At 30.7% G+C, this 15,829-nt stretch carries 14 protein-coding genes and 1 other RNA gene; 2 read left to right on the forward strand and 13 right to left on the reverse strand.

What is annotated here, in order from left to right; all coding sequences use genetic code 11:
• Positions 1–53: 53 nt before the first annotated feature.
• The gene (locus CLJU_RS16570; protein WP_013239990.1) at positions 54–704 is read left to right on the forward strand and encodes a hypothetical protein; all 651 of its coding nucleotides are present in this window, start codon (positions 54–56) and stop codon (positions 702–704) included.
• Positions 705–816: 112 nt separating this feature from the next.
• On the opposite strand, the gene CLJU_RS16575 is transcribed toward CLJU_RS16570, so the two are convergent.
• A complete protein-coding gene (locus tag CLJU_RS16575; RefSeq protein ID WP_013239991.1) occupies positions 817–1,353 on the reverse strand; it encodes an MEDS domain-containing protein in 537 nt (178 codons plus the stop codon).
• Positions 1,354–1,747: 394 nt separating this feature from the next.
• Entirely contained in the window at positions 1,748–2,386 is a 639-nt protein-coding gene (gene trhA, locus CLJU_RS16580) for a PAQR family membrane homeostasis protein TrhA (protein ID WP_013239992.1), read from the reverse strand.
• Positions 2,387–2,579: 193 nt separating this feature from the next.
• On the opposite strand from trhA, the gene CLJU_RS16585 reads away from it, so the two are divergent.
• Positions 2,580–3,248: a DUF6483 family protein gene (locus CLJU_RS16585; protein ID WP_013239993.1), complete on the forward strand. Its 669-nt coding sequence runs from the start codon at positions 2,580–2,582 to the stop codon at positions 3,246–3,248.
• Here the strand turns inward: CLJU_RS16585 and ssrS are convergent.
• The 11 genes from ssrS to secD all read right to left on the reverse strand — a co-directional run bounded on the left by ssrS (position 3,246) and on the right by secD (position 15,727).
• Positions 3,246–3,422: non-coding RNA, 6S RNA (ssrS, locus tag CLJU_RS21845), on the reverse strand. The genes CLJU_RS16585 and ssrS overlap by 3 nt on opposite strands.
• A gap of 59 nt (positions 3,423–3,481) precedes the next feature.
• The gene (gene aspS / locus CLJU_RS16590; RefSeq protein ID WP_013239994.1) at positions 3,482–5,254 is read right to left on the reverse strand and encodes an aspartate--tRNA ligase; all 1,773 of its coding nucleotides are present in this window, start codon (positions 5,252–5,254) and stop codon (positions 3,482–3,484) included.
• 15 nt (positions 5,255–5,269) lie between these two features.
• Entirely contained in the window at positions 5,270–6,520 is a 1,251-nt protein-coding gene (gene hisS / locus CLJU_RS16595; RefSeq protein WP_013239995.1) for a histidine--tRNA ligase, read from the reverse strand.
• A gap of 78 nt (positions 6,521–6,598) precedes the next feature.
• Positions 6,599–8,029 carry a coproporphyrinogen III oxidase gene (locus CLJU_RS16600; protein WP_013239996.1) on the reverse strand — a complete coding sequence of 477 codons (1,431 nt, stop codon included), beginning with the start codon at positions 8,027–8,029 and terminating at the stop codon, positions 6,599–6,601.
• Between the two features lie 535 nt (positions 8,030–8,564).
• Complete coding sequence (locus tag CLJU_RS16605) at positions 8,565–9,164, reverse strand: MBL fold metallo-hydrolase (protein ID WP_013239997.1); 600 nt, start codon at positions 9,162–9,164, stop codon at positions 8,565–8,567.
• 36 nt (positions 9,165–9,200) lie between these two features.
• Positions 9,201–9,650: a D-aminoacyl-tRNA deacylase gene (gene dtd, locus CLJU_RS16610; RefSeq protein ID WP_013239998.1), complete on the reverse strand. Its 450-nt coding sequence runs from the start codon at positions 9,648–9,650 to the stop codon at positions 9,201–9,203.
• 14 nt (positions 9,651–9,664) lie between these two features.
• A complete protein-coding gene (locus CLJU_RS16615) occupies positions 9,665–11,842 on the reverse strand; it encodes a RelA/SpoT family protein (protein ID WP_013239999.1) in 2,178 nt (725 codons plus the stop codon).
• Between the two features lie 106 nt (positions 11,843–11,948).
• Positions 11,949–12,467 carry an adenine phosphoribosyltransferase gene (locus tag CLJU_RS16620; RefSeq protein ID WP_013240000.1) on the reverse strand — a complete coding sequence of 173 codons (519 nt, stop codon included), beginning with the start codon at positions 12,465–12,467 and terminating at the stop codon, positions 11,949–11,951.
• A gap of 101 nt (positions 12,468–12,568) precedes the next feature.
• Positions 12,569–13,417 carry a DHH family phosphoesterase gene (locus CLJU_RS16625; RefSeq protein ID WP_013240001.1) on the reverse strand — a complete coding sequence of 283 codons (849 nt, stop codon included), beginning with the start codon at positions 13,415–13,417 and terminating at the stop codon, positions 12,569–12,571.
• A 158-nt stretch (positions 13,418–13,575) separates the two neighbouring features.
• A complete protein-coding gene (gene secF / locus CLJU_RS16630) occupies positions 13,576–14,451 on the reverse strand; it encodes a protein translocase subunit SecF (RefSeq protein WP_013240002.1) in 876 nt (291 codons plus the stop codon).
• A 1-nt stretch (position 14,452) separates the two neighbouring features.
• On the reverse strand, positions 14,453–15,727 hold the full coding sequence (secD, locus tag CLJU_RS16635; RefSeq protein WP_013240003.1) for a protein translocase subunit SecD: 1,275 nt from the start codon (positions 15,725–15,727) through the stop codon (positions 14,453–14,455).
• Between the last annotated feature and the right edge of the window lie 102 nt (positions 15,728–15,829).

The raw sequence follows: 15,829 nt of genomic DNA on the forward strand, positions 1-15,829 counted from the left end.
TATAAATATCCTATATATTACTAATTGCAGTCTATTTTCAAGGAGGCTTTTATATGTTACTAAGCTATAAATTTTCGAACAACATTCCTCTATTTAAATGTGATATTTGCGGGAACTGCAGTAATTTTGTAGAATCCACATCCTATACAAATATAAAGAACAGAGGTTGCTGCTGGTACTTTCCAAAATACAATCTAGTAGATATTAAAAATATAATAAACAATGGGAACATAGATTTTATATACTATTTATCTTCTATTCCAAATTGTGTAGAAAATTATGATATCAGGGTAAAAGGAATCTTTTTTAAAAATCAATATGACAATTACACTGAAAACAATATAAAATACAGTGATTTTGACAATAGTCTCTTTTTTAGATTATGTCCTTTTTTAAAAAAAGATGGGTGCAAATTAAGTTTTTCTTTACGACCACATCCATGTAATTTATATTTATGTAGAGAGGTCCTTCAATTGGCAGGTAAAGTATACACCATGTATTCTCGAGAACGAAAGGATTATTATGCTTATTGTAACTATTTTAATGAGTGCTTAAAAGAAGACTTAGAATCTAATAATGCAACCTTATCAGATAATTTAGAGGAATCTTTAGATATATTAAATTCTTCCACATTACCTCCTTTTCAACCTAGAAAATTACAAAATATTTACATAAATTATTCTACATGTCACCATAGTGCCTAAACTTTAAATTTTTAAGAATACTTTTTGTTAATTTAGGTTAAACTTATACTGCCTTGATGATATGATAACTCCCATTAATTCTATGTAAAATGATCCTAGTTTAAAACTAGGATTATTTTACACTCACTAATTTTCTATTATATAGTCTATAATTATGAATTTTATAGGATTCTTTGATAACCTTTTCATTTATAAACCTTTTATTCTTTAAGTAATCTTCAAAATTATAAATACACATACAAGAAGCACTCATTTCTAAAATTATATTTAATATATTTCTATTAAAATTCAGAAAATTATTCTGGGAAGTATTATAGATGGCATAATCAACCTGTATAATAAATCTTACGCCTACATATCCCTCTTTATTAATTTTATCTATATACTTTAAAACTTCTCTTCTTATATTATTTACTTTCAACTTTGGATACTCATTAATCACTTGTGTCATATCAACGTATTCCACACAATTATTTTTTGTGTCAACATACTTTAATAATTTTTTATACAGTTTTAAATCCGTGTATACACAGATTTTCTCTTTTCTTTCAATACCTTCTTTTATATATTGACACATATTTATAATTAAATGTTCTAATCCAAAGTAATAAAATGAAGAATTAAGTCCAAAAATACTATGATTAATCATATCTTTTTATCCTTTACAAAATAAGTTTATTGTTTATGTATTCTACATAATATATACATACTCCTCTTAATATTCATAAGTATATTACAAAATATTTCGTCACATATCTGTATTTTTATACTTTAATTTTTATAAAGTATTTCATTTTTTACATCGTTCCACTCTATTCTACTTATTATATCATCAAGTGATTCTTAGGTTCAGGTGGAGTTTGCTTATAAGGAATCCTTTTCTCCATCTGAACCTTATTAACAGTATTCTTAGTGTCTTTAGCACTTAGAATACGTTATCCTTTAGGGAAAGAACTTATCCAGGGATATAGCTGCTCGCAACGTACACTTGGAGAAGTGGGAATATTAGATCAGGTAGTCATCGGATAAAACTTTCCTGTCATTTATAGATATAAAAGCACACAGAAGAAGTGACAGGCACTTCCACCTATAACAAAAAGGTGCCATATGGCATGATTATAAGGTATTTTATCTAACATGTATAAAAAAGCTCCCACTGTATATATGATTCCACCTGCCACCAAAAGAGCTATTCCAGCTGGAGGAAGAAGTAATAAAAGTCTTTTCATAGCAAAAATTATTATCCATCCCATGGCAATATATATTAGTGTAGACACAACCTCATGTTTGCCTATCCAAAATATTTTCATTACTATCCCACAAATAGCCATAATCCATACTATTCCAAATATCATCCAACCTATAGAATTTCTTAAAATAGTAAGTGTAAAAGGAGTATAAGTTCCAGCTATTAATAGATAAATAGATGCATGGTCAAATATTCTAAAAACCTTTTTTACCTTTAAATTAGTTATACTGTGGTATAAAGTGGATTCTAGGTATAGAATAAGCATAGAAACTCCATAGATAGTATAGCTTACTATATACCACTTATCTCCCATCCTAGCAGAAAATACAATCAATAATACAAGAGCTGCAATTGACAGAAGCGTACCTATTCCATGTGTTACAGCATTAGCTACTTCCTCTCCTCTTGTATAAAACTTAAGTTGATTATCCATATTAAACCACTCCTTAATAAATTTTGCATGTCTCATACGTAGTTATTAAAACTACTTTGTGATATGTATATATGATAACATGGTATATATATAAGTTCAATATCTATTTCTATTTTTATAGTAAATAGATTGATTTTTTAGTATAATAAGTATTGTTATATTATTATTTGCAAAATTTATGGAGGCATACAAAATGTTAAAAAGAACTATTACTGCTGAATTAATTAAAAAATTTAATGAAATGCTATATAAAATACTAGATGATATGGATAATGAAAATTATGAAGGAGCCTTAGATTTAATAGATACCGCTTTCAAAGACATTTTTAGATTGAGCATAAAATTTTTCAATTCCCTATCTCTAGAAAATATAATGGAAATGGTAAAAATTAATGGGAGCATAGTTACAGACAAGTGCATAATCATGGCTAAATTGTTGGAAGAAGAAGGAAACGCCTTAGAATTTCAGCACAAACTGGATGATGCCTTTTATATACATCAGAAATCATTAAATTTGTTTTTGGAAGCTTATTTAAATGAAAGCACCAATTGTGATTTAAAAAATTATTTTTCAGATATAGATCCTTTAATAAATAAACTTTGTGAATATAAGCTTTCTTTTACTCTTTTAAGTAAAATAGCAGATTACTATGCAGAGACTAAAAGATATGATAAAGCAGATGATATAATCTATGAAATACTTGAAGAAAATAATCATGATGCAAAACATATAAAATTCGCAATAAAATTTTACGAAAATTTACTTTTAAAAAATGATAATGATTTAAACTCTGGAAACTTACCAAGAGAAGAAATAGAAGAGTCTTTGTCTTCTTTAAGAAACATATTACAAAACAAATAAAATCCCACCATGCCGTATTATGAGTTATTTTGAACCCGCCCCAAAGCAGGTGGGAATCTCCTTCTTACTTCCTGTCTCCATTATAAATGGATATCATTCCACAAGAAGAGTCCGATTCCCATTTATAAAATGTTCGGTCAAGACTAACTCATTCCACGCACACAGCAGGAATATTAATAATTTTATTATACTACATTTTTTAATATTTATGTTTACCCTTTGAATAATTCATATTATTTTATAGATATACCCAATTCTTTTAACTGAGATTCATCTACTACATTAGGAGCTTCCGTAAGTGGACAAAATGCATTCTGATTTTTAGGGAAAGCTATTACATCTTTTATATTATCGGTTTTTGCTAAAAACATTACCATCCTGTCAAATCCATAAGCAAGTCCGCCGTGTGGTGGTGGTCCAAACTTAAATGCTTCAAGCAAATATCCAAACTTCTCCCAGGCATTTTCCTGTGAAATACCAATTACTTTAAACATTCTTTCTTGAAGTTTAGTATCATGTATTCTTATGCTTCCTCCGCCTAATTCTTCTCCATTTAGAACTATATCATAAGCTTTTGCTCTTACTCTTCCAGGATCACTCTCTAAATACTGTATATCTTCGTCCATAGGTGCTGTAAATGGATGATGCTCTGCCTGATATCTTTGTTCGTCCTCATTATAGGATAGAAGAGGGAACTCAGTTACCCATACAAATCTAAACTCATCATTTCCATCCAATATGCCTGTTTCTTTTGCCATATGAACTCTGAGTGCACCAAGGCTTTCAAACACCACTTTATTTTTATCTGCCACAACAAGAATAAGATCTCCTGGTACTGCTTCCAATTTATTTAATATATTTTTAGTATCTTCCTCAGTTAAGAATTTTGATATAGAAGATTTAATTCCATCTTCCTTATATGCTATCCATACAAGTCCTTTGGCACCATAGTCTTTTACAAATTCAACTAGCTTATCAATCTGTTTTCTTCCCATTTTAGCTGAATTTGGCACCTTTATGGCTCTTACAGAACCACCAGCTTCAATTGCACTTTGGAAAACCTTGAAATCTATATTCTTTACAACTTCACTTATATCATTTATTTCCATGCCAAATCTTAAATCAGGTTTATCTGATCCATATTTCTCCATGGCAATTTTATAAGGCATTCTCTCTATAGGTAGTTTTACATCTACATTTAGGATTTTCTTAAATACCCTTTGAATAAACCTTTCATTCAAGTTTATTACATCATCTTGCTCTACAAAAGAAAGCTCCATATCTATCTGGGTAAATTCAGGCTGTCTATTCGCCCTCAAATCTTCATCTCTAAAGCATTTAACTATCTGAAAGTATCTGTCATATCCTGAAACCATCAAAAGCTGTTTAAAAAGCTGTGGTGATTGAGGAAGGGCATAAAACTTTCCATTGTAATTTCTGCTTGGTACGAGATAATCCCTAGCACCTTCTGGTGTACTTTTGCCAAGCATTGGAGTTTCTATTTCTAAAAATCCTTCTTCATCTAAAAAGTCTCTTACTACCTTTGCTGTTTTATGTCTTGTCATAAGTATTCTCTGCATATCTGGTCTTCTTAAATCTAAATATCTGTATTTGAGTCTTATGTTTTCAGCTGCATCTAAGTTTTCCTTTATGTATATAGGAGGTGTTTGAGACTCTGAAAATATCTTTATATACTCTCCTTTTACTTCTACCATACCTGTTGGAATTTCCGTATTTGGGGATTCTCTTTTTACAATAGTTCCTGTAGCTGCTATGCAGTATTCAGATTTTACATTATCTGATTTTTCAAAAGCTTCTTTATTTATCTTCTCTCCAAATACAATTTGAAGTATTCCTGTTCTATCTCTTAAATCTACAAATATGAGTCCACCTAAATTTCTTTTTCTCTGAACCCATCCCATTACTGTAATTTTTTCACCTATGTTACTTTCTCTCAGTTCACCACACATGTTGGTTCTCTTTAGTCCATTTAATGATTCTCCCATGTTAACACACTCCGTTTATAATCTAATTAAATCTGAAATTTTGTCTAGTTCTTCTAATTTAATTTCAAATTGATTGCCATCTTCCATTCTCTTAAATTTAGCAATTCCACATTCTAGCTCGTTGTCTCCAAGTATTACTGTAAACCTAGCTCCAATTTTATTTGCATACTTCATTTCAGCTTTTACGCTTCTATTTGTATGGTCGCATTCACATCTTACATTTTTTTCTCTCAATTGATTTACTAAATTAAGAGCCTTTAACTTAGCGTCATCTCCCATAGCTCCTACATATAAGTCTATGTATGGCCTATTAGGTATCTCTATTTTATTTTCTTCCAGAGTAAGAAGTGTCCTCTCTATTCCCATTCCAAAACCTACAGCAGGCATTTTAGGGCCTCCAACTTCCTCTATTAGATAATCATACCTTCCACCACCGCATATTGTTATATCATTGTTTATTATTTCAAATACGGTTTTAGTATAATAATCAAGTCCTCTTACTATTAAAGGATTTATCTTAAACTCTATATTTACAGCAGACAAATACTTTTGTAAACTTTCAAAGTGCTCCTTACAGTCATCACATAAGTAATCAATCATCAAAGGTGCATCTTTTACTATTTCTTTACAGCTTTCCACTTTACAATCCAATATCCTCATAGGATTTTTACTGAATCTGCTTTTACAGGTGTCACATAATGCATCATAATTTTCCTTCAAGAATTTTTTTAATGCTTCATTGTACTTTTTTCTGCAAGTAGCACATCCTATACTATTTATATTTAATTCAATTCCCTTTACTCCCAGTTCCTTATATACTCGCATAGCCAAACTTATAACTTCAGCATCCAGTGAAGCATTTTCTGCCCCAAATGCCTCTATACCAAATTGGTGATGTTCTCTAAGTCTTCCTTTTTGTACATTTTCATATCTTAAAACCGGGGTAAAATAAAATAACTTAGTTGGCTGAACTTCATTATACAAACTGCTCTCCACAAAAGCCCTCACTGCAGGGGATGTACCTTCTGCTTTAAGGGTTAGGCTTCTGCCAGCTTTATCTTGAAAGGTGTACATTTCTTTCTGAACAACATCTGTAGTTTCACCTACTCCCCTTTCAAAAAGTTCAGTATATTCAAATACTGGCGTCCTTATTTCTCTATACCCATAAGAAGCTGCTATATTTTTGAATTTATCTTCTAAATAATGCCACTTATAAGACTCCGTAGGTAATATATCTTTAGTACCTTTAGGTGCTTGTATAGCCATATTAATTTACTCCTTTTTTATTTTATATTTTCTTAAATTATAAATTATAAGTGAAATTTAAAAGTACATTTAAAAATTTTAATACAAAGTATTTAAAAGATCTATCTTTTTTTTCACCATTTCATCTATTCTTCTCACATATTCTCCTACATCTTTTATATTTGCCTGTCTTTCGAATCTATTTTCATCTAAAAACATGACTTTTGTAACAGCATCTGCTCCACAAGCTATTATAGTCTGCCTTTCTTCAATCATTTCCACATTATAAAGCCCTCTATGTTTTCCTGAGGTATATCCTATGTTTTCCATATTACCTACCATATTTTTTTGTCTATACATATAATATGGTTTCATGTTCATTGATTTAGCCAAAAGTGCAGTTCTTTCATACATCAAATTTAATTCTTCATGACCTGCAATAGAATAACTTATATTATTCACTATATTTTCATATAGTCTAGATGCTCTTTTTACAGACATACCATGTACGGTTAAATTATCTGGCCCAAGTTTTTCAATTTCATCGCAGGTTTTATTTACCTCCTCTATTCCTTCCCCAGGCAATCCTACAATCAAATCCATATTTATGTTGTCAAATCCATATTTTCTTGCCATATGAAACTTTTCCCTTACCTCATTTACTGAATGATTTCTTCCAATAAATTTTAATGTGCTGTCATTCATAGTCTGTGGATTTATACTAATCCTATTTACTCCATATCTTTTCATGGTTTCAAGTTTATTTGAAGTAATACTGTCAGGTCTGCCACATTCTACATCAAATTCTTTTATTTTATAGTCCCGTACAAAACTATTATATATTTCATGCATTAATTTTTCAAATTTTTCATTATCTATAGAAGTTGGAGTCCCTCCTCCAAAATATATACATTCTATATTTAACTCATGTTGTTTTATGTATTCAGACATTTTCTTTATCTCATAAGTCAAACTTTTAAGATAGGGTTCTACTAATTCCTTACAACCTTTAATAGGATTAGACGCAAAGGAACAATAAAGACATTTAGTTGGACAAAAAGGCATTCCTACATATACGCTTATATTTCTGCTATTTGAATTCACTAAGTTTTTTTCCGAATTTGCTACATCTATACAAAGTTCTGCCTTACTTTTATTACAACAAAAATGTTTGTCAAAATATTTTATTATTTCATCCCTGCTCTTGCCATCCTTTATAAATTTTAAAGTTATCTTACTAGGTCTTATTCCAACTAAAGTTCCCCATGGTAAAGTCTTCCCTGTTCTATTGGTAAAATACAAAAATATTGCTTTTTTTATATTTTCTCTTTCACTTAAACCACTTTCAAATTCCATTTTGCATATGTCATTTTTATCATCTATAATAACTTCATTTTGTAATAACTCTATATTAAAATTCCAACTTTCATCTTCTACAAAATTTATATCTGCAAAATCATAAAATAAATTGATCATTTGAAATATGTGATATCTATATTCCTTACTATTTAGTTTAACTTTTATCTCCATATCAATTAAAATTGTCATCTCTTTTCTTCTTCATACATTGTAAAATTAAAACTTATTCTCCGTATATTTTTACAACATTCAGCACGTTAAATATTTTGATAAGTCTAAGCAAAAAATTTTTAAAAAATCTAAGAACTTTTGAAAACTCGTACCTCAAACAATTCAAAAGTTCTAAGTTTTTTAAATTTTTTTCTAAGACTTATAAACAAAATATTTAAATGTGCTTCATCGTTGTAAAAATAATCCTGCGAATAAGTTTAAGTTTTAAAAATGCTATGTAGAATTGTAAGTAAAATTTGACCTTATACTAGAAGATATGATGTCAAAATTGAAAACACCTTTAAAAACTTTTTTATAAGTCTTAGGGAGGTATTTTAGAAAACCTTAGGAGTTTAGCTATGTTTGAGGTACGAGTTTAGCTAAACTCCTTTAGATTTTCAAAATACCGAACTCTAGACTTACTAAAAGTTTTTATGGTGTTGAAATTTGACAGCATAGCCCTAGTATATGTCATTTTTTACTACAATGTTTAAAGCTATAAAAATGGATTATACATTTTTTCTTCTTTGATAGAAGTTTTAGAACCATGACCTGGAAATACAACCATTTCATCTGGTAAAGTCATAAGCCTATTTTTTATACTGCCCATGATTGCATTAAAATCTCCTCCTGTAAAGTCAGTTCTTCCTACAGATCTTTTAAAAAGTGTATCTCCTGTAAACACCATGTTTTCTCCTAAGAAGCTTACTCCACCAGGTGTATGTCCAGGTGTATAAAGTGCTTTTAACTTTATATTTCCAAATTCAAACACCTGGTTATCTTCAATATATATGTCAACTTCATCTATAAGCTTTCCATACATAAGTTCTCTTGATTTCATCATGTTATAGTCTTCTCTGCTTATTGCTATAGGTGCATTATATTTATTTCTTATTTCCTCAGCTGCGCTCGTATGATCTGCATGACCATGAGTCAGTAATATATATTCTACTTTTGTCTTTGAAGCATCTATAGCATCTATTATATCTTTTACATCATCACCAGGATCAATTACTACAGACTTACCCTCTTTTTCATCTGCCAATATATAACAATTAGCTGCATATACCCCTACTATGACTTTTGTCAGTTTCATAAAAATACCTCCTTATCTTTTCCTTTACTTTGATAATTAAAACTTCTTCTTGCTGTCTATCATAATAGTGACAGGTCCATCATTTTCTATACTCACTAACATATTTGCACCAAATCTTCCTGTCTCAACCTTGCCTACTAAATTTCTGCATTGATCTACAAACTTTTCGTATATTTTCTCGGCTTCATCCCCACCCAATGCTTCTATAAAACTGGGTCTTCTCCCTTTTCTACAATCTCCATATAAAGTGAACTGGGAAACTATAATTATTTCTCCGTTTACATCCAGTAAGGACTTATTGAGCTTTCCATTTTCATCTTCAAATATTCTGAGGTTCAATATTTTGTCCCTCATATAAATTATATCCTCATCTGTATCTTCTTTAGATATTCCAAGTAGTACATTTAACCCCTTTTGTATTTGTCCTATAACCTTTCCTTCCACTTCAACTTTAGAGCTATTGACTCTTTGAACTACTGCTCTCATAATAACATATCTCCTTAATTTTTGGTTCTATAAACCTGAATAACGCCCTCTAATTTTCTAAACTTTTTCATTACATCCTTTAAGTCATCTACATTTGATATTTTTAATTTTATATCTATAACAGCCAATCCATTTTTTACTGGCTTAGCATTTACAGCATAAAGTGCAGTCTTACTATTACTTATAACTTCCATAGATTCAGCCAAAAGTTTTCCCCTATCTTCAGCTTCTATTTTAATCTGAGCAATATACTCTGCTCCTTTTGGTCTTCCCCAGGAAACTTCAACCACCATGTTATCTTTATTCTTTAATAGGAATTCTGCATTTTTACAATCTTTTCTATGGATTGATACTCCTCTTCCCTTTGTTATATATCCTATTATGTCATCACCTGGAACAGGATTACAGCACTTGGCAAATCTAACTAATACATTGCTTTCACCCTTTACTATTATCCCTGGAGATTTTTTCTCTGCTTTATGAGACTTACCCATAGGTTGATCCAGATTCTCTTGAATCTTCTTCCAGTCAATTTCATCCATCTTTGAAGTTTTCATATAAATATCTTTTATTCTTGAAACTATAGTAGAAGAGGTTACAGCACCAATTCCTACAGAAGCATACAAGTCATCTGCAGAATTCATATTATACCTTTTAAGAACTGTATCTAGGATTTCCTTCTTAGCAATTTCCCCAAAATTATATCCTTGCTTTTTTGTTTCCTTTTCAAGAAGGTCCTTTCCTTTTACTATATTCTCTTCTCTTTTTGCCTTTTTGAACCAGGATCTTATCTTGCTTTTTGCCTGATTACTTTTCGCCATATTTAGCCAGTCAATACTTGGACCTTTGGGTGTACTTGATACAAGCACTTCTACAATTTCCCCTGTTTTCAAATGATAATCAAGAGGTACCATCTTACCACTTACTTTTGCACCTATACAACTATTTCCTATCTCAGTATGTATCTTATATGCAAAATCTATAGGGGTTGCTTCATAAGGTAAATTTATTACCTTTCCATTTGGAGTAAATACAAATACCTCATCTGAAAACAAATCTATTTTAAATCTTTCCATAAACTCTTCTGCATCTGAAGTTTCTCTCTGCCACTCAAGTATTTCTCTTAACCAGGTAAGTTTCTTATCTATATCATTTGCTGTATCAACGCCCTCCTTATATTTCCAGTGAGCTGCTATTCCATATTCTGCTGTTTTATGCATTTCAAAAGTTCTTATCTGTATTTCAAAAGGTTTGCCTTGAGGCCCTATAACTGTAGAATGTAGTGATTGATACATGTTTGGTTTAGGCATAGCAATATAGTCCTTAAATCTTCCTGGCATAGGCTTATATATTGTATGTGCTATTCCCAGTGCAGCATAACAATCCTTTACTGTATTTACTAAAATTCTTACAGCAGTTAAATCAAAAATTTGATCTATAGTTTTATTTTTCTTTACCATCTTTCTATATATACTATAAAAATGCTTTGGTCTTCCCTCAATGTCTGAATCTATTCCCGACTTTTTAAGGTTATCTTTTAATTGAGATATTATTTCATCAATATATTTTTCTCTTTCTACTCTTTTTTCAGCAATTTTTCTAACTATAAAATAATATTCATTTTGATTTATATACCTAAAGGCTAAATCCTCAAGTTCCCATTTAATTTTAGACATTCCAAGCCTATGGGCAAGAGGTGCATATATGTCAAAAGTTTCTTTTGCTTTTTCTTTCTGTTTTTTCACAGGCATGTATTTAAGTGTTCTCATATTATGAAGTCTATCTGCTAATTTTATAAGTATTACTCTTATGTCATCTGCCATTGCAAGGAGCATCTTTCTAACGTTATCAGCTTGCTGCTCTTCCTTAGTTTTACATTCTATTTTACCTAATTTAGTAACACCTTCTACTAAGTTTGCAACTTCTACACTGAATTCCCTTTTTATGTCTTCATAGCTAAATTGCGTATCTTCTATTACGTCATGAAGGAGTCCTGCTACTATGGTGCTGGTATCGAGTCCCATTTCTACCAATATATAAGCTACCTCTACAGGATGGCTTATATAAGGTTCTCCCGATTCCCTTTTCTGTTTTTTATGAGCTTCATCGGCAAAATAATAAGCCTTTTCTACTATTTTTTTATCTACATTATTACAGTTTTTATCTATTAACTCCATTAATTTTTCTAACATACCGATACTCCCTAAAATCAATGGCTGGTTTAACAAACCAGCCATTATTTTTTACTAATATTATATTATATACTAAAAAAACTTGCAATTTCAAATTTTATATATCCTAAACATTATATTTAGTAAGAGAAATTACATCATAGCCTTCTAATTTTTCCCTGCCTTTTAAATCCGTCAATTCTATAACAAATCCTATAGTAACAACTTCCCCACCTGCTTGTTCTATAAGTTTCACCACAGAAGCAGTAGTGCCACCTGTTGCAAGCAAGTCATCAATTATTACCACTCTATCTCCCTTTTTTATTGCATCTTTGTGCATTTCAAGTATATCACTGCCATATTCTAAGTCATAACTAACACTAAAAGTATCATAAGGCAACTTTCCCTTTTTTCTTATAGGAACGAAACCTGCACCTATGGCATAGGCTATAGGTGCTCCAAATAAAAATCCTCTTGCTTCAGGCCCTACTACTACGTCAATATGTTTATTTTTTAAATATCTAGCTATTTTATTTACTGTATGCTTAAAAGCTGTTTTATCCTGCAGCAAAGTAGTTATATCTTTAAAACTTATTCCTTCCTTTGGAAACCCATCTATTACTCTTATTTTATCTTTTAAATCCACCTGTAATCCCCCCTAAAAATAACTTAATCATTCCAATAGAAACCTACTTTACAATTATATATTAAATATTGATACATATTCAAGTTTAAGATATTTTACCTTTATATAATCTCATTTTTCAAATATTTAGCTATTTGTTCTGCCCTATCCATATTTTCAGTTATAAAAAGCTCTACTGCAATCCTTGCATTATCTATATATCTCTTGTTCTTAATTGAGCACATCATTTTATTTGACAATTCACGTACATTCTCTATATTCACACTAGAAATATCATTCACTTTAAGTAGTGCCCTTACTCCATAATTATTTGTACATTTTAAATAATACATACCTTCATTTACCATTATCTTATTTTCACCAGTTATATCAATTCCCCGAGAAAAAATACCTAAAGCTACAAGATCTAAATACTTACTTATGTACTTCATATCATAATACATTGATATAGCCTGAGATAACTTAAAGGTAACACCTACCGCTGTTAAATCTTTAAATGGATATGTACACTGCTTCTGATTGGGATTTACAATAATGGCTTTCGGCAAAATTTCCCCAGATTTATGGTAATCTGTTATTATAACATCAATACCCAAAGTTTTGCATAACTCTATCTGTGAAACGCTTTGAATTCCACAGCCAGCTGTTATTATAACCTTTGCACCTAAAAATTTTATGTGGTTTTTTATTATATCTGACTTTATACTATAATCATTAATTTTATCAGAGATAAAATATTCTACATCTGCATTTAAATATTTTAACACTAATAACATAAGTGACACCGAAGTTATACCATCCAAGTCACATGTACCATAAATTACAATTTTTTCTCTCTCATTTACTGCTTTTATTATTCTTTTTAAAGCTTTCTCCATATCCTTTAAAAGAAAAGGGTTATTCATACCTAAAAAATTAAAATCCTGTATATTATCTTTTTGCCTCTCCATAATAAAATCCTCCAAATTTATCGAAAGCACTTATATTATAAATGATATTGTCTTCTATTACAAATACATTATAGTTAGATTATGTGCAATAAAAAAATCCAGAGTACCAATATACTCTAGATTTTTTATTTTATCATATTTAATGTATATTTTATAGCTTATTCACTTACTGTATGCAACTTTTTTTTATTTCGAAGCATATGTTTCTTTATAATTACCCAACATGGACTAGCTATGCATATAGAAGAGTAACATCCTGTAATTATTCCTATAAGTATCGGTTCTGAGAAAACTCTTACAGAAGGTACTAAAACATATACTGCTGTCAATGTTATTACAACAGTCAATACTGTATTTATAGATCTTGCCAATGTCTGAGTTACACTGGCATCTGCAACTACTATAGGTTCCTGTCCTCTCATGTATTTTTGATTTTCTCTTATTCTATCAAAAACAACTATAGTATCATGGACAGAATAACCTATAACCGTAAGGGCTGCTGCTATAAAGTTAGAGTCTATAGGGACTCTAAGTACTGCGTATACAGAAAGCATTACAAGCACATTATGAGTTAATGATATAATAGCTGCTATACCAAAACTTAACTCAAACCTTATACCTATATATATAAACATAGCTATGATTGCCACTATAACAGCTTGCAGAGCTTTGGTCCTTGTTTCTTGGCCTATAACCGCACCTATATTTTCTTGATTCGTCAAACTACTTTTTTTATACTTTGCCTTTACAGCTTTTACAATATTACTAACATCATTATTGCTTAAAGTAGCAGCCTTTATAGATATAGACTTATTATCTACTTTATTGGATTGAAAATCACCAGAGTATTTCTTTACTATATTATCTACGTCCTGTTTATTAAAATCCTGACCCACATTTATTTCAACTACTGTACCACCTTTAAAATCCAGTCCATATTCAAGACCTTTAGTAGCCATAGTAAATATTCCAATAGCAATTATTATAAGGGATATAGTAAACCATATTTTTCTTTTTTCAATAATCTTATACATATTACTTTACTACCCCCTTTCTAAAGTCATGCACACCAAAGGTTCCAATTGTCTCCTTATGGTTAAACCAACCCATATTAGCTAGTAACTTCATAAGAGTTCTAGTTACCGTTATAGCCGTAAACATACTCAAAATTGTACCTATAATAAGGGTAAGTGCAAATCCTTTTACAGAACCTGTACCAATATTATAAAGGACACATCCTGAAATAATAGTAGTTATATTTGAATCCAGTATTGAAGTCATGGCTCTTCTAAATCCCGCATCTACAGAGGCCCTAATGGATTTACCGCTTTTAAGCTCCTCTTTAGTTCTCTCAAATATAAGTATATTGGCATCTACTGCCATACCTACTGTTAACAAAAACGCTGCAATACCAGCTAATGTCAAAGTTACATTTACGTTGGCAAAAGCTGCTAAAACTATATATACATATAGTACAAGTGCTATATCTGCAACAAGTCCAGGTAATCTATAATATAAAAGCATAAATATCATTACTAACCCTATACCTATTTTACCTGCCAATATACTAAGTGGAAGTGCATTTGCACCAAGAGAAGCTCCTACAGTTTTAACCTGTACTGGTTTTACTGTAACTGGAAGTGCACCTGATTTTATCAAATTTGCCTTTGTTTGAGCCTCTTTCATAGTCATGTGACCGCTTATAATAGCCCTACCATCAGTTATGTGTGCATCTACCTGTGGATCTGATAGTTTATCCTTATCTAAGTAAATGGTAATTTTTTGCCCCATAAATTTTTGAGTGGCATCTGCAAACTTCTGAGCACCTGATTGATTTAGCTCCAGATTTATTACACCTTGGCTGCCATTTTGAGGGTCAATAGAAGCTGTGGCATTTTTTACATCCTTACCTGTAAGTATAGTTTTGTTGTCTGGCCCAACAAACTTAAGATCACCAGTTTTTGCTACACCATCTACTACTTCTTTTGCATCAAATTTTCCAGGTATATCAATTCTTATCCTGTCTTTTCCTTCTCTTACAGTCGTAGTTTCACTTACTCCTAACTTGTTAACCCTTTGTGAGATCATGTCTACAGTTCTATTTACAGTATCTTGATCCACATTTTTAGACTGTATTTCTTCAAGTACAGAAACTCCACCTTGAAGATCAAGTCCTTTATTTATTACTTGGCTAAATGGCTTTAATTTATATCCACCAAAAGTTACTCCATATGCTCCCGTATAAGCTAAAAAGCCTATTAAAATTATGCATAGAAAGAAAACTACGGTACTTTTCGCCTTAGATTTCATTTTTATCCTCCTTCGTCAATAACCAACTACCTCTTATCCTCACCTATTTACATTAGCAATTATATTACTTAAGAAAAACACCGTCAATACACATATTACAAA

It is taken from the genome of Clostridium ljungdahlii DSM 13528, assembly GCF_000143685.1.
GTDB classification, from domain to species: Bacteria; Bacillota; Clostridia; order Clostridiales; family Clostridiaceae; genus Clostridium_B; species Clostridium_B ljungdahlii.

What these genes read in the sequence shown, in the direction of transcription:
- CLJU_RS16570 (WP_013239990.1), top strand. Translation starts at nt 54, where the DNA reads ATGTTACTAAGCTATAAATTTTCGAACAACATTCCTCTATTTAAATGT.
- CLJU_RS16575 (WP_013239991.1), bottom strand. Translation starts at nt 1,353, where the DNA reads ATGATTAATCATAGTATTTTTGGACTTAATTCTTCATTTTATTACTTT.
- trhA (WP_013239992.1), bottom strand. Translation starts at nt 2,386, where the DNA reads ATGGATAATCAACTTAAGTTTTATACAAGAGGAGAGGAAGTAGCTAAT.
- CLJU_RS16585 (WP_013239993.1), top strand. Translation starts at nt 2,580, where the DNA reads ATGTTAAAAAGAACTATTACTGCTGAATTAATTAAAAAATTTAATGAA.
- aspS (WP_013239994.1), bottom strand. Translation starts at nt 5,254, where the DNA reads ATGGGAGAATCATTAAATGGACTAAAGAGAACCAACATGTGTGGTGAA.
- hisS (WP_013239995.1), bottom strand. Translation starts at nt 6,520, where the DNA reads ATGGCTATACAAGCACCTAAAGGTACTAAAGATATATTACCTACGGAG.
- CLJU_RS16600 (WP_013239996.1), bottom strand. Translation starts at nt 8,029, where the DNA reads ATGGAGATAAAAGTTAAACTAAATAGTAAGGAATATAGATATCACATA.
- CLJU_RS16605 (WP_013239997.1), bottom strand. Translation starts at nt 9,164, where the DNA reads ATGAAACTGACAAAAGTCATAGTAGGGGTATATGCAGCTAATTGTTAT.
- dtd (WP_013239998.1), bottom strand. Translation starts at nt 9,650, where the DNA reads ATGAGAGCAGTAGTTCAAAGAGTCAATAGCTCTAAAGTTGAAGTGGAA.
- CLJU_RS16615 (WP_013239999.1), bottom strand. Translation starts at nt 11,842, where the DNA reads ATGTTAGAAAAATTAATGGAGTTAATAGATAAAAACTGTAATAATGTA.
- CLJU_RS16625 (WP_013240001.1), bottom strand. Translation starts at nt 13,417, where the DNA reads ATGGAGAGGCAAAAAGATAATATACAGGATTTTAATTTTTTAGGTATG.
- secF (WP_013240002.1), bottom strand. Translation starts at nt 14,451, where the DNA reads ATGTATAAGATTATTGAAAAAAGAAAAATATGGTTTACTATATCCCTT.
- secD (WP_013240003.1), bottom strand. Translation starts at nt 15,727, where the DNA reads ATGAAATCTAAGGCGAAAAGTACCGTAGTTTTCTTTCTATGCATAATT.